The 13304-nt window shown below is 66.5% G+C and carries 14 protein-coding genes; 9 read left to right on the top strand and 5 right to left on the bottom strand.

The features are described from left to right. Positions 1-14 precede the first annotated feature (14 nt). The 3 genes from MKK49_RS12355 to MKK49_RS12365 all read right to left on the bottom strand — a co-directional run bounded on the left by MKK49_RS12355 (position 15) and on the right by MKK49_RS12365 (position 2517). The gene (locus MKK49_RS12355; protein WP_244028741.1) at positions 15-914 is read right to left on the bottom strand and encodes an ABC transporter permease; all 900 of its coding nucleotides are present in this window, start codon (positions 912-914) and stop codon (positions 15-17) included. After that, on the bottom strand, positions 907-1701 hold the full coding sequence (locus MKK49_RS12360; RefSeq protein WP_244028743.1) for an ABC transporter ATP-binding protein: 795 nt from the start codon (positions 1699-1701) through the stop codon (positions 907-909). Before MKK49_RS12360 ends, MKK49_RS12355 begins: the two co-directional genes overlap by 8 nt. Before the next feature lie 420 nt (positions 1702-2121). Continuing rightward, the gene (locus MKK49_RS12365) at positions 2122-2517 is read right to left on the bottom strand and encodes an ArsR/SmtB family transcription factor (RefSeq protein ID WP_244028745.1); all 396 of its coding nucleotides are present in this window, start codon (positions 2515-2517) and stop codon (positions 2122-2124) included. A gap of 109 nt (positions 2518-2626) precedes the next feature. Here MKK49_RS12365 and MKK49_RS12370 point away from each other — a divergent pair, with 109 nt between their 5' ends. The 5 genes from MKK49_RS12370 (at position 2627) to MKK49_RS12390 (ending at position 6956) form a co-directional block, all read left to right on the top strand. Then, positions 2627-3373, top strand: a complete 747-nt coding sequence (locus MKK49_RS12370; RefSeq protein WP_244028747.1) for a glucose 1-dehydrogenase — start codon at positions 2627-2629, stop codon at positions 3371-3373. A gap of 323 nt (positions 3374-3696) precedes the next feature. Further along, on the top strand, positions 3697-3930 hold the full coding sequence (locus tag MKK49_RS12375; RefSeq protein ID WP_244028749.1) for a hypothetical protein: 234 nt from the start codon (positions 3697-3699) through the stop codon (positions 3928-3930). A 78-nt stretch (positions 3931-4008) separates the two neighbouring features. After that, on the top strand, positions 4009-4890 hold the full coding sequence (locus tag MKK49_RS12380) for a cytochrome b/b6 domain-containing protein (protein ID WP_409565064.1): 882 nt from the start codon (positions 4009-4011) through the stop codon (positions 4888-4890). Beyond that, positions 4887-5813 carry a molybdopterin-dependent oxidoreductase gene (locus MKK49_RS12385; protein WP_244028751.1) on the top strand — a complete coding sequence of 309 codons (927 nt, stop codon included), beginning with the start codon at positions 4887-4889 and terminating at the stop codon, positions 5811-5813. The genes MKK49_RS12380 and MKK49_RS12385 overlap by 4 nt, the downstream gene beginning before the upstream one ends. Positions 5814-6233: 420 nt before the next feature. Continuing rightward, positions 6234-6956 carry a carbonic anhydrase gene (locus MKK49_RS12390; RefSeq protein WP_244028754.1) on the top strand — a complete coding sequence of 241 codons (723 nt, stop codon included), beginning with the start codon at positions 6234-6236 and terminating at the stop codon, positions 6954-6956. Between the two features lie 43 nt (positions 6957-6999). Here MKK49_RS12390 and MKK49_RS12395 read toward each other — a convergent pair whose 3' ends face one another. Next, the gene (locus MKK49_RS12395) at positions 7000-8250 is read right to left on the bottom strand and encodes an FAD-dependent oxidoreductase (protein ID WP_244028756.1); all 1251 of its coding nucleotides are present in this window, start codon (positions 8248-8250) and stop codon (positions 7000-7002) included. A gap of 187 nt (positions 8251-8437) precedes the next feature. Between MKK49_RS12395 and fabD the strand changes: the two genes are divergently transcribed. From fabD to fabF, 4 genes are all read left to right on the top strand, one after another. After that, on the top strand, positions 8438-9376 hold the full coding sequence (gene fabD, locus MKK49_RS12400; RefSeq protein WP_244028758.1) for an ACP S-malonyltransferase: 939 nt from the start codon (positions 8438-8440) through the stop codon (positions 9374-9376). Positions 9377-9390: 14 nt separating this feature from the next. Further along, positions 9391-10131, top strand: a complete 741-nt coding sequence (fabG, locus tag MKK49_RS12405; RefSeq protein ID WP_244028760.1) for a 3-oxoacyl-[acyl-carrier-protein] reductase — start codon at positions 9391-9393, stop codon at positions 10129-10131. Between the two features lie 324 nt (positions 10132-10455). Then, on the top strand, positions 10456-10692 hold the full coding sequence (locus tag MKK49_RS12410) for an acyl carrier protein (protein WP_018044468.1): 237 nt from the start codon (positions 10456-10458) through the stop codon (positions 10690-10692). Between the two features lie 105 nt (positions 10693-10797). Further along, on the top strand, positions 10798-12060 hold the full coding sequence (gene fabF / locus MKK49_RS12415) for a beta-ketoacyl-ACP synthase II (RefSeq protein ID WP_244028763.1): 1263 nt from the start codon (positions 10798-10800) through the stop codon (positions 12058-12060). 274 nt (positions 12061-12334) lie between these two features. Here the strand turns inward: fabF and MKK49_RS12420 are convergent, their stop codons facing one another. After that, positions 12335-12997 (bottom strand): hypothetical protein, encoded by a 663-nt coding sequence (locus MKK49_RS12420; protein ID WP_244028765.1) that lies wholly within the window; start codon positions 12995-12997, stop codon positions 12335-12337. Positions 12998-13304 lie beyond the last annotated feature (307 nt).

Genomic DNA, 13304 nt, shown 5'->3' on the forward strand with positions numbered 1-13304 from the left:
GTTCGGTGACAGGTTTACGCCTGCATGCCCCAGCGCTGCAGGGTGCGGCGCTCGATGGTCTGGAAGATCAGGTTCTCGACGCAGAGACCGATGATGATCACCGTCAGCAGCCCGGCGAAGACGTTGGGGATGTCGAGCATGTTCTTGTTCTCGAAGATGAACCATCCCAGCCCGCCCGAGCCCGAACTGACGCCGAAGACGAGTTCCGCCGCGATGAGGGTGCGCCAGGCGAAGGCCCAGCCGACCTTCAGGCCCGTGAGGATGCTCGGGAAGGCGGCGGGGATCAGGATCTTGGTGATCAGCCGGCTGCCGCGCAGGCCGTAGTTGCGGCCGACCATCTTCAGGGTGCGGCTGACCGAGAGGAAGCCCGAATGCGTGTTCAGGGCGATGGCCCAGGTCACGGAATGGACCAGCACGAAGATGAGGCTGCCGTTGCCGAGGCCGAACCAGATCAGCGCCAGGGGCAGCAGGGCGATGGCCGGCAGGGGGTTGAACATCGACGTCATCGTCTCGAGGAAGTCGGTGCCGATGCGCGAGCTGATGGCGATGCCGGTGAGCACGGTCGCCAGGACGATCCCGAGGCCGTAGCCGATGAGCAGCACCTTGATCGAGCCCCAGGCCCGCATCGGCAGCGTCCCGTCCGCGACCCCGTGGGCGAAGGCCGTCACCGTGGCGGAGAAGGTCGGAAACAGCAGATCGTTGTCGAGGAGGCGCCCGTAGACCTCCCAGATCAGGGCCAGCGTCGCCAGGATGACGAGCTTGCGCAGCCAGGCCTGGTTGTAGAGCCGTTCGACCGTCGAGAGGGGCTTCTCGACGATGGCCCCCCCGTAGCTGCCGCCGCTCTCGCGGACGATCTCGGGACGGCTCGGCCGCAGGAGGATGGGAGACACGAGTGCCTTCGCTGCCCTAGACATTCTCGGCCTCCTTGATTTCTTCGGAAAACAGCATCTGGTGGATGCGTTGCTCCAGCAGGAGCAGGTCCTGCGGCGAGCCGGCCGTGTTGAGCTCGGCCTTGACCTCGCCGGGATGGGGCGAGAGCAGCAGGATGCGCGAGCCGATCTTGATGGCCTCGGGGATCGAGTGGGTGACGAACAGGACCGTGAAGCGGGTCTCCTCCCACAGGGCCAGGAGCTCGTCCTGCATCCGCCGACGCGTCAGGGCATCGAGCGCCGCGAAGGGCTCGTCCATCAGAAGGATGTCGGGTTCCATCGCCATGCCCCGGGCGATGGCCACGCGCTGCTTCATGCCGCCCGAGAGCATGTGCGGATAGCTGTCGGCGAAGCCGCTGAGGTTGACCTTGTCGATGTAGTGCATCGCCCGCTCGTCGGCGGCGCGACCCGCGAGGCGGCCCGACGCCTCGAGGGCGAAGGCCACGTTCTGGCGCACCGTCTTCCAGGGCAGGAGCTGATCGAATTCCTGGAACACCATCATCCGGTCCGGGCCGGGCTCGGTGACGACCTGGTTCTTCAGGCGGATCTGGCCCTCCGTCGGGGCCATGTAGCCGCCGACCGACTTCAGGAGCGTGGACTTTCCGCAGCCCGACGGCCCGAGCAGGACGAACCGGTCGCTCGGAAAGACCTGGAAGCTGACCCGATAGGTCGCCGTGACGAGATGATGCGGCGTCTTGTACTGAAGTGTGACGCCGTCGACGTCAAGCAGAGGCTCGGTGAAGTCCGATGGCAGGCTTGTTGCCAAGCTCATAGCATCCTCCCGTAAGCCGCCGCGTGGCGGCACTTCTATTTCCGTGAGCGGTCTGAAGCCGCTTTTCACCCGGACGTCCGGCGCGCCCGCGGCCCGTGACCTGGGCCGCGCCGTGAACCGGCGGACTCTCGATCGCGGCGACGGGAAGCCCCGGCGCGACGACAGGATCAGCCGGACCCGTCCATCCGACTCTTGGATATCAAGCAACGTCGATCGTGTAAACGGGTAATCTATCTAATATAAGACAGGATTTTATTGCTATTCCATGCGTTGGCACGAGCGGGTCGCGGCGCGTTGCGAGGGGGCCGAACCCCGTTGCGCGAGGGCTTTCTTCCTCCGACCGGGCGCTGGGGACACCCGGTTCACCCGATCACGCGGCGGACCGCCGGATCTCGACCCCGGCACGCCGTCGCGGGCGGTCTAGGCCGCCCCGGGAACCGGACCTTCGCCGCCCGGCTGCTCCGGTGCCGGCGAGACCCGGGACGCCGTCCCGACATCCGCCGCATAGGCCGTGATGATCGCCGCCAGCAGGCCGGGAAAGCGTGCATCCACCTCGGTCCAGCGCGAATGGTTTCGCATCTCGACGCCCCGACGCTCGCTGCGGATCAGTCCGGCCTCGCGAAGCACCTTGAAGTGGTTCGACAACGACGACTTCGGAATCACCCGATCGCCCAGGGCGGAGACCGCCGAACAGGCCTCGACGCAGCCCGCGCGCATGATGTTGGCGAAGATCGCCGCCCGATTCGGGTCCGAGAGCGCGTGCAGGATCGCGTCCGGTCGGACGTCCTCGATGGCGGGGTGGATCAGGGGCCTCATGATTTCTTCATATGGGGGGCTTGATCCGCGCGTCCATAGTTCCAAAATCCCGAACTATGGGAGTAAGGCCATCAGTCCGGTGGCCGGCCCGCGTCGAAGGTTAGCACACATGTCGAAGCTCGAGGGCAAGGTCGCCGTGGTGACGGGCGCATCGAAGGGGATCGGCGCCGCGATCGCCAAGACGTTGGCGAAGGAAGGCGCGGCGGTCGTGGTCAATTACGCGTCGAGCCAAGCGGGCGCGGACGCCGTCGTCGCGGCCATCACGGCGGCCGGGGGCAGGGCCATCGCGGTTCAGGGCGACGTGTCCAACGCCGCGCAGGCGCAGGGATTGATCGAGGCGGCGGTGACGCAGTTCGGCCGCCTCGACGTGCTGGTCAACAATTCCGGCATCTATGAATTCGCCGCGATTGAGGAGATCACCGAGGCGCATTACCGCCGTCTCTTCGACGTCAACGTCCTGGGCGTCCTGCTGGCGACCCAGGCGGCGGCCAAGCACCTCGGGGAAGGCGGCAGCGTCGTCAACATCTCGTCGGCGATCACCCATGTGCATACGCCGACCGCGGCGGCCTATGCCGGGACGAAGGGCGCCGTGAACGCGATCTCGGGGGTCCTCGCCAACGAGCTGGCGCCCCGCAAGATCCGGGTCAACGTGGTCAGCCCCGGCTTCGTGATCACCGAGGGCACCCATACCGCCGGTGTGGTCGGCTCGGACATGGAGGCCGGCCTCGTCGCCCAGACGCCCCTCGGCCGGGCCGGTCAACCGGACGACATCGCCGGCGTCGTCGCGTTCCTCGCCTCCGACGCGGCCCGCTGGTTGACCGGCGAGGTGATCACCGCCAGCGGCGGCATTCGCTGACGCGCATCCCGCGCGGCGACGCGCGCTCCCGTCCCGGCGACCGCGCGTCGGGATGGGAACCCGGATTCGCCCGCGTGACCAAGGTCGAGAACCAACGCGGCGGCTTCCCGCCGGGGGGCCTGAAACTTCTCGCCGCCCAGCGCCGTAACGATACGCGAGGATAGAATCGCGCCCAGGCCAAAAGCCTTGATGTGAGCGCGGAATTCCTATTGTAAAACTATCATAGTATAGAAAATTTATTCCTTATTTTTGAGGAACAACGACACAATGATACTGTTGTCGTGTGGGTTGGATAAGATATTCACCTCCACAGGAGATCCCACATGAAGAAATTCACCCTTGCGCTGACCGCCTTGACCGCCCTCGGCGGCATCGCCCTCGCCGCCGGTTCGGCCACGGCGGCCCCGATGGCCGTCAACGGCCTCCAGTCCGAGAGCGGCGTCACCCAGGTCCGCATGGACCGCAGTGAGCGGATGATGATGAAGAAGCGCATGATGCGGAAGAACATGATGAAGCGCCGCATGATGAAGAAGCGGATGATGAACCGCGGCATGTGATCTCGAGCGTTCGACGCTTCTCGGAGGTCCCGACGCAGGGGCCTCCACCCCGACGGCCACGACTTCGAGGAAGACTGTTTGGCTCGCACTAACCTGACCCGCTCCGCGCCCGAGATCGGCGAGGTCGAGCGTCGGCGATGGATGTTCCGGCATCCCGCCGTCATCCGCATCACGCACTGGGTCAACGCGATCTGCCTTCTTGTGCTGCTCATGAGCGGCCTGCAAATCTTCAACGCTCACCCGGCCCTGTACTGGGGCAACGTCTCGACCTTCGACACACCCCTGATGGCAATGTCCTCGACCGAGGACGATCCGCCCAAAGGCGTGACGACGGTCTTCGGACACGGCTTCGACACGTCGGGCTGGCTCGGCTCATCGACGGGGTCCAACGGAGAACCGGCCGACCGCGGCTTCCCGGCCTGGGCGACCCTGCCGAGCGACCAGGATCTCACGGGCGGCCGCTCCTGGCACTTCTTCTTCGCCTGGGCCTTCGTGCTGAACGGCCTCGCCTACCTGCTCTACGGGCTGGTCAGCGGACAGCTTCGGTTCCGGGTGATCCCGTCGCGCGATCAGGTCCGGCACTTCGGCGCCTCCGTGTGGGAGCACCTGACGTTGCGCTTCCCGACGGGCGACGAGGCCAAACGCTACAACGTCATTCAGAAACTCACCTACCTCGTCGTGCTGTTCGTGCTCCTGCCGGTGCAGGTCCTGGCCGGCCTCGCGATGTCGCCGGCGATGAATGCGGCCTTCCCGTTCCTGCTGACGCTGTTCGACGGGCGCCAGTCGGCCCGCACGGTGCACTTCGTCGTGGCGGCGCTGCTGGTCCTGTTCGTCATCGTGCACGTCGCCCTGGTCCTGCTCTCGGGCTTCTGGAACAACATGCGCGGCATGCTCACCGGCTGGTTCGTCATCGAGCGCAAGATCGAGCCCGCCGGCGTCACGGGGGAGCCCCGGGCATGAGCCGCCGACCCAGCCGACGCGCCCTCCTGACCGGGGCTTCCGCCATGGCCGCAGCAGCCATGCTCGGCGGATGCGACCGCCTCGGGAACGCGGCATGGTTCCAGCGCACGCTCAAGACCGGCGAGGATGCCAACCTCTTCGTCCAGCGCCTGCTCCTCACCGACCAAAAGCTGGCACCGGAATATGCCGAGGCCGACATCTCGCCGTGGTTCAAGCCGAACGGCACCGAGGACCCGCCGGACAAAGACTACAAGGCCCTGGCGAAGGCCAAGTTCGCCAGGTACCACCTGGAGGTCGGCGGCCTCGTGGAAGCGCCCTTCCGGCTGTCCCTGGCGGACCTCCGCAAGCTTCCCGCCCGCACCCAGATCACGCGGCACGATTGCGTCGAGGGCTGGAGCGCCATCGGCAAGTGGACCGGGGTACCGCTCGCCGACCTCCTGACCCGGGCCAGGCTGAGGCCGGAGGCGCGCTACGTGGTGTTCCACTGCGCCGACACCATGGACCAGGGCAATCCGCTCGAAGGGGGAGGCGACGGCGCGGAGACGGACGCGGGGGCGCCCGCGGGCAACGCCAATCCGGCCATGACCAAGCAGTCGGGCGGCGGCGAGAGCAGGACGGATTCCGGCGGTCAGCAGGCGTCGGAGGACACCGCGGCCGGCGGCGGATCGCCGGTCCGGTACTACGAGAGCATCGACCTCGTGGACGCGTTCCACCCGCAGACGATCCTCGCCTACGACATGAACGGCACGGCGCTTCCGATCTCGAACGGCGCCCCGCTGCGCCTGCGCGTGGAACGCAACCTCGGCTACAAGCAGGCCAAGTACGTGATGCGCATCGAAGTGGTCGAGAGCTTCGCCCGGATCGGCGAGGGCAAGGGCGGCTACTGGAAAGACCAGGGCTACGCCTGGTATGCCGGCATCTAAGCGTCTCTCACAAAGTTCCGGCTGCACCGCCGTGCCCGGGGCGAGAACCGGCCCTGGTCGGGAGTTTCGTGAGGCACTCTGAGCCGTCCGCGTTGTGTCGGTTTCGAAAAGGGGAACTCGATCGACATCTCGCGAGAGGCAGCGGAAGGTCGAAACAGGCGGATGAGAGTGGCGGCCAGCCCCATCCTCGGTCCAGAAGCGGGCGGGTGGAACCCCACCCGAAGCGGCTCCCCGGCCCCTGAGCCGACCGGGCCTCAGCCCCGGCGCCACGTTCGAGGGGCACCGCCCCATCCCTCGGCCGCCCGCCGCAAATCACCCCGGCGACAACGCCGCGGGCGCTGACTATCCTCGCCCGCGACCGGGCCGCGCGCGGGACCATCGGGCCACGCGCGGGACCGGCGAGGGGGAGACCCAAGACCCATGACGACCCTGTTGAGCCGACGCGGACTGCTCGCCTGCGGCTGCGGCCTCGGTGCCGCCTGCCTTGCCGCCACCAGCCTGCCGAGCCGCGCCTTCGCGGCGAGTCCATCCACGAAGAAGACCACGCTCACCGCCGACGAGGCCCTGGAGACCCTGAAGCAGGGCAACCGCGCCTATCAGACCGACAGCCCCGTGCGCGCCGTGCAGGGCCGCGAGCGCCGCATCGAGATCGCGCTCGGGCAGACGCCGTTCGTGGTGCTGGTGAGCTGCTCGGATTCCCGCGTCTCGCCCGAGATCCTGTTCGGCCGGGGCCTCGGCGAACTCTTCATCGTGCGCAACGCCGGCAACTGCGTCGACACGGCGGCCCTCGGCTCCATCGAGTACGCCGTGTCGCAACTCGGCGTGCCCCTGGTGCTGGTCATGGGCCACAGCCGCTGCGGCGCCGTGGAGGCCGCCATCGATGTCGTGAAGAACAACACCGTCTATCCCGGCTCCATCGGCCGGATGATCGAGCCCATCGTCCCCGCCGTCCTGTCGCAACGCGAAAAGCCCGGCGACTTCGTCGAGAACTGCGTGCGCGCCAACGTCGACCGGGTGGTCGCCCGCCTGCGCGGCGCCTCCGAGCCGAGCCTGATCGATCCCCTGAAGGCGGGCAAGCTGCGCGTCGTCGGCGCCGCCTACAGCCTCGACACCGGCACGGTGGACTTCTTCAACGAGGCCTGAACCGGCGGAGGCCCGGCCCCGGCGCGACCGGGGCCGGGCGCGCTCACGGGTTCGCCGCGGGGGTGTTCGACCGGATGCGCGGGAGGGCGTGGGGCAGGCGCGCGGCGGCATCCTTCAGGACCTGCTCGCCGCGGCGGAACACCGTGCTGCGCACGGAGAGGAAGCGCGAGACCATGTCGCGGCCCATCTTCATCCGGCGCATGCGCAGGCTCTTGCCGACGGAGCGGCGATCGACGGCGAGCTTGTCCGGATCGGCGTAGAAGGCGGCGATCTTGGCGCTGTCCATGCCGGGGGTAGCGAGCCAGCCCGGCAGGTGCCGGGCGAGCACGGTCACGTCCGAGAGGGCCTTGGTGATGCCGGTGCCCCAGCCGGGGCAGGTGGTGCAGAACGCATCGCCGATCACCACGACGCCGTCGCGCACGGGGTTGGCGATCTCGACGATGTCGATGGGTCGTTGCTGCACGGGGCCGACGGCCTCGACCGGCCCGTAGGTCCGGGTCAGGCCCGGCATCAGCCGCTGCAGGGCGGCCGCGGGGTCGGCCAGGAAGGCCTCGGCGGCGGCGCCGCCCCGGGGCCAGTAGGTGAACAGGTTGGCGCGGACCTGCGTGCCGAGGGGGAACAGGGTGAGGTAGGCGATGCCGTCGCCGGCGCCCTCGGCACTCCAGGCCAGCTGCTCGCCCGCGAACAGGGCGTAGCTGCAGGCGGTGTTGAAGCCGTACACGAGGGTGTTGCCCTGGCTCACCACGCGCCGCTCGAAGCCGAGGGAGCGGGTCAGGGCCTCGCCGAGGCCGGTGGCGATCACGAGGAGCCGCCCCTCATAGCGCCGGCCGTCCGCCAGGGTCAGGGTCTGGACCTCGGCGCCCGTCGTCATGCCGGTGACCCGGCCCGTCACATGGTCGGCGCAGTCGGGCATGGCGACGCGGACGGCGTCCACCAGGTCCGGGTAGTGGAACGCGTATTCCTGCGACGGGATACGCTTGATCAGCCGGCCCCAGCGGCCCTCGGCCGCGATGTGGATCTCCGTCGCCGCCTTGCGGGCGCCGTGGCCAAGTCCGAGCCCGTCGAGGAGATCCATCTCCCGGCCCGAAAACTTCTCGGCCCGGAATTCGCGCGGATGCGCGTCCCGCGCGGCGACGAGGAGAACGCGCCGTCCCTCGCGCGCCGCCGCCGCCGCGAAGCTGAGGCCGGCGATCCCGGCGCCGATCACCAGGGCGTCGTACAGGGTGGGATCGATCGGCTGGACGGGGGGCGCGGCGGCATCCGGGACTGGATCGGGGGCTTCGGGCTGGGACATGGCGGAGCGGCTCCTGGGTCGCCGTGGCGAAACGAGACGGCCTGGGACATCGCGGCGGCCGGACGGAGGGCTCAGCGCAAGTTCCGTGCGGGCCCCCGGCCGCGGGGAACTGTGTCATTTTGCGACGCGTGATTGACTTGCGCGTCCCGCGATGCGAGTGGGCCGCCCTTTCCGAGACGGGGAACCCATGGCGCGCGCACTCATCTTTCCGGGCCAGGGCAGCCAGGCCGTCGGCATGGGGCGGGCCCTCGCCGAGGCCTTCCCGCAGGCCCGCGCCGTGTTCGAGGAGGTCGACGCGGCCCTCGGCCAGACCCTCTCGCGCCTGATGTTCGAGGGGCCGGTGGAGGAACTCACCCTCACGGCCAACGCCCAGCCGGCCCTGATGGCCGCCTCCCTCGCCACCCTGCGGGTGCTGGAGGCCGAGCGCGGCCTCGACCTCAAGCGCGACATCGCCTGCGTCGCCGGCCACTCGCTGGGCGAATACACGGCGCTCGCCGCCGCCGGCACATTCTCCATCGCGGACGCGGCGCGGTTGCTGCGGATCCGCGGGGAGGCGATGCAGGCCGCCGTCGCCCCGGGGGCGGGCGCCATGGCGGCCCTCATCGGCGCCGAGATCGCGGCGGCCCACGCCATCGCGGAAGAGGCGGCCGAGGGCGCCGTGTGCGATGTCGCCAACGACAACGGCGGCGGGCAGGTGGTGCTGTCGGGCGATCACGCCGCGGTGGAGCGGGCGGTGGCCCTGGCGCAGGCGCGCGGGATCAAGCGCGCGGTGATGCTCAACGTCTCGGCGCCGTTCCACTGCCGGCTCATGGCCCCGGCGGCGCAAGCCATGCGGGCCGCCCTGGCCGAGGTCGCCATGCACACGCCCGTGGTGCCGGTCTACGCCAACGTGCTCGCCGCCCCGGTCACCGACCGCGACGCCATCCGGGACGCCCTCGTCGCCCAGGTCACCGGCACCGTGCGCTGGCGCGAGAGCGTCGCCGCCATGGCGGCGGGCGGCATCGACTGCTTCAACGAGATCGGCACCGGGCGCGTCCTCACCGGCCTCGTCAAGCGCATCGCGGCGGGGGCCGCGGCGAGCGCCGTCGGCACCCCCGACGATGTCGCCGCCTTCCCCACCTTCTGAGCACAGGACGACCCATGTTCGATCTCACCGGCCGCAAGGCCCTCGTCACCGGCGCCACGGGCGGGCTCGGCGGCGCCATCGCCAGGACCCTGCACGCGCAGGGCGCCACCGTGACGGTGTCGGGCACGCGGCGGCAGGCCCTCGAAGCCCTCGTCGCCGAACTCGGGGGGGAGCGCCTCCACATCGTGGACTGCGACCTCTCCGACAAGGCGGCGGTGGAGGCCCTGGTGCCGGCGGCGGAGGCGGCCATGGGCGGCCTCGACGTGCTGGTGAACAATGCCGGCATCACCCGCGACAACCTCGTCCTGCGGATGAAGGACGACGAGTGGGACGCGGTGATCGCCGTCAACCTCACCGCCGCCTTCCGGCTGTCGCGCGCGGCGGTGAAGGGCATGATGAAGCGCCGGCACGGGCGCATCGTCAACATCGGCTCGGTGGTCGGCACCACGGGCAATCCGGGGCAGGTGAACTACGCCGCCGCCAAGGCCGGGTTGGTCGGCATGACCAAGGCCATGGCGGCCGAGGTCGCCACCCGCAATCTCACGGTCAACTGCATCGCGCCGGGCTTCATCACCTCGCCGATGACGGACGCGCTCAACGACAAGCAGCGCGAGGGCATTCTGGGGCGCGTGCCGATGAATCGCCTCGGCACCGGCGCCGAGATCGCGGCGGCGGCCCTCTACCTCGCCTCCGACGAGGCCGGCTACGTCACCGGCCAGACGCTCCACGTCAACGGCGGCATGGCGATGATCTGACCGAAGCTTTGCTGCACCGCACACCCCGAAAATCCCCGGGCGGGCGGAAAAAGCCACGGCGATGAACGGCTTGTGAACCGGGCCTCGCCAGGGCGGGAACCCTGTGTTAACACCCCGCCTGCCGTGCGAGGGGGGTTGACGGTTCGGCGTGTTGCGGAGATTCCCATAACGACGTGGACTTGGTCGAGGACCACCCGCCTGAGGACCACCCGAAACGCGCGCGAGCGAACACACCGGCCGCATCCCGGACCCACACCTACCGGTCACGGGCCGGCGGCCACGGCGACACCATCACGACTCTTGAAGAGCTAAGGACCAAGACCGATGAGCGATATCGCTGAGCGCGTGAAGAAGATCGTTGTCGAACACCTCGGCGTCGAGCCGGAGAAGGTGGTCGAGGGCGCGAACTTCATCGATGATCTCGGCGCCGACAGCCTCGACACCGTCGAGCTCGTGATGGCGTTCGAGGAGGAATTCAACGTGGAGATCCCCGACGACGCCGCCGAGACCATCCAGACGGTCGGCGACGCGGTGAAGTTCCTCGAGAAGAACTCCGCTTAAAACAGATACGATGGGGCGCCACGTGGCCTTCACGGGCCATGAGCGGGGTCGGCCAAGACCCCGCGCGCCGTTCGTTTCACGATGGGACCGGTTCGGGATAGCGCGATGCGTCGGGTAGTGGTGACGGGTTTGGGCATGGTGACGCCGCTGGCCAGCGGGGTCGAGGCCACCTGGAGCCGGTTGATCGCGGGTGAGTCGGCGGCCAAGGTGGTCACGGCCTTCCCCGTCGACGACCTCGCCTGCCGCATCGCCTGTTCCGTGCCGTTCGGCGACGGCTCCAACGACACCTTCGATCCGGACGCCTGGATGGAGGCCAAGGAGCAGCGCAAGGTCGATCCGTTCATCGTCTACGCCATGGCGGCCGCCGGCCAAGCGCTGGAGGACGCCGACTGGCACCCGAAGTCCCACGAAGATCAGTGCGCCACCGGCGTGATGATCGGGTCGGGCATCGGCGGCATCGGCGGCATCTACGACGCGTCCGTGACCCTGCACGACAAGGGTCCGCGCCGGATCTCGCCGTTCTTCATCCCCGGGCGGATCATCAACCTGGCGTCGGGCCAGGTCTCCATCGCCCACGGCCTCAAGGGCCCGAATCACTCCGTCGTCACCGCCTGCTCCACGGGCGCGCACGCCATCGGCGACGCCGCCCGGCTGATCCAGTTCGGCGATGCCGACGTGATGGTGGCGGGCGGCGCCGAATCGCCGGTGAACCGTTTGGCGCTCGCGGGCTTCGCCGCCTGCCGGGCGCTGTCCACCGGCTTCAACGACGACCCGACCCGGGCGTCCCGGCCCTACGACAAGGACCGCGACGGCTTCGTCATGGGCGAGGGCGCCGGCGTCGTCGTGCTCGAGGAGTACGAGCACGCCAAGGCGCGCGGCGCCAAGATCTACGCCGAGGTGGTCGGCTACGGCCTCACCGGTGACGCCTACCACATCACCTCGCCGGCCCCCGACGGCGACGGCGCCTTCCGCTGCATGAGCGCCGCGGTCAAGCGCGCCGGCATCCGGCCTGCCGACATCGACTACATCAACGCCCACGGCACCTCGACGCCCATGGGCGACGAGCTGGAGCTGAAGGCCGTGGAACGCCTGCTCGGCGACCACGCCCCCAACGCCGCCATGTCCTCCACCAAATCCGCCATCGGCCACCTGCTCGGCGCCGCCGGCGCCGTGGAAGCGATCTTTTCGGTGTTGACCATCCGCGACGGTGTCCTGCCGCCGACCCTCAACCTCGACAATCCCTCCGTCGTCACCGCCATCGACCTCGTGCCGCACGAGGCCAAGCGCAAGCGCGTCGATGTCGTGCTGTCGAATTCGTTCGGGTTCGGTGGGACGAATGCGAGCTTGGTGATGCGGCGGGTGGATTGAGACGGCCAAAATTTTTCATTTGTTGGGACGTTCGGCTCCCTCAAACAAGCCTGGCTATTCTGTACGGTCTGTCCCCACGTGCAGCTACGGTCTGGTCCGAGATAGAGCGTAGTTCCCTCTCTTGAAGTGAGAGGATGGCTGTAACGGTCGCTTGATTGCTGCAACCGCATTCTACTGTCGATCGTCAACATAGAGCATCCTCCGTCGATGAGGCAGAGAATAGAGCGAATACCCCTTATCTTGTTGCACTCAATATAGTTCAGTTGATAAGTATTTATTTTTTAAAGACCGGAACAGCAAAATCTCTTTCAGGATAAGAGAACTTTATATAATCAATCATCCATAGATATTTGTCCCGCAACGATGCAGAAATATTATACGATAAAGCGTTCCAAAAATATTCGTACATTTCAAAAGCAGATTTTTGAGTATCATGGTCGAGATAATCAACAAACCAAATCCCATCCCTATCTTTAACTAAGAATTCTGTTTGATGTTTATTTAAGGGATATGATATTAAATCCAACAAGTTTTCGGAGACAACAATCCTTGGGTGTCGTGCAGCAGTTGATTCCAATCGATACGCCTCAATAAGGCCCTCGCTGAAAACAAAATTCTGGCTTGAGTAATGCCGCCCAACTGCGACACCACCCCTACACAAAATTCTCTTTTGCAGAAGAATTTTTTGAAGCTTTTGACAGAGCGATAAAAAATATCCAAATTTTTCCCGATTAAAGGGAGCAGATAATACTATTGAGTCAGAGAATTGCATAAATCCAACCTCCGGCTCATCGTCAATAATGTCAACAATCTGCTTCATTACATCAATTAGACTAAATAAAGCGTCAAATTTTTGAGATGGATTATTGCAATCAGACGAAACCATTTCAGCAAATCCAAGCACATCAATAAATGCTATAAAATTTTGACTCATCATTATTTTACATCTCCAGCAATATCGCACAACTCCTGAAGACTATCCTTGTATCCCTTCATTCTATCTTGCGCTTGCGTCCACACGTTACCTGCGTATGGCGCTCCGTCATTGATAATTTTTGTGTCCTCGGCAGTTATTGCAAATACTGGCTTACCAGCCTCCTGCAACGTAATTACCCACCCCCTTGTGCGGGTTGGGTTTCGCTGATTCCTTTGTAGGATGGGCCGAAGCGATCTTGAGCGGCTGAGCCGCAAGGAACTGATCGAGTTGGTGCTGCGGATGCAGCGCCCGACGAAGACCTCGCGCA

The organism is Methylobacterium sp. J-090 (genome assembly GCF_022829345.1).
GTDB lineage: Bacteria > Pseudomonadota > Alphaproteobacteria > Rhizobiales > Beijerinckiaceae > Methylobacterium.

Coding starts and splice junctions, on each gene's coding strand:
- MKK49_RS12355 (WP_244028741.1), bottom strand. CDS start 914: ATGTCTAGGGCAGCGAAGGCACTCGTGTCTCCCATCCTCCTGCGGCCG.
- MKK49_RS12360 (WP_244028743.1), bottom strand. CDS start 1,701: ATGAGCTTGGCAACAAGCCTGCCATCGGACTTCACCGAGCCTCTGCTT.
- MKK49_RS12365 (WP_244028745.1), bottom strand. CDS start 2,517: ATGAGGCCCCTGATCCACCCCGCCATCGAGGACGTCCGACCGGACGCG.
- MKK49_RS12370 (WP_244028747.1), top strand. CDS start 2,627: ATGTCGAAGCTCGAGGGCAAGGTCGCCGTGGTGACGGGCGCATCGAAG.
- MKK49_RS12375 (WP_244028749.1), top strand. CDS start 3,697: ATGAAGAAATTCACCCTTGCGCTGACCGCCTTGACCGCCCTCGGCGGC.
- MKK49_RS12385 (WP_244028751.1), top strand. CDS start 4,887: ATGAGCCGCCGACCCAGCCGACGCGCCCTCCTGACCGGGGCTTCCGCC.
- MKK49_RS12390 (WP_244028754.1), top strand. CDS start 6,234: ATGACGACCCTGTTGAGCCGACGCGGACTGCTCGCCTGCGGCTGCGGC.
- MKK49_RS12395 (WP_244028756.1), bottom strand. CDS start 8,250: ATGTCCCAGCCCGAAGCCCCCGATCCAGTCCCGGATGCCGCCGCGCCC.
- fabD (WP_244028758.1), top strand. CDS start 8,438: ATGGCGCGCGCACTCATCTTTCCGGGCCAGGGCAGCCAGGCCGTCGGC.
- fabG (WP_244028760.1), top strand. CDS start 9,391: ATGTTCGATCTCACCGGCCGCAAGGCCCTCGTCACCGGCGCCACGGGC.
- MKK49_RS12410 (WP_018044468.1), top strand. CDS start 10,456: ATGAGCGATATCGCTGAGCGCGTGAAGAAGATCGTTGTCGAACACCTC.
- fabF (WP_244028763.1), top strand. CDS start 10,798: ATGCGTCGGGTAGTGGTGACGGGTTTGGGCATGGTGACGCCGCTGGCC.
- MKK49_RS12420 (WP_244028765.1), bottom strand. CDS start 12,997: ATGATGAGTCAAAATTTTATAGCATTTATTGATGTGCTTGGATTTGCT.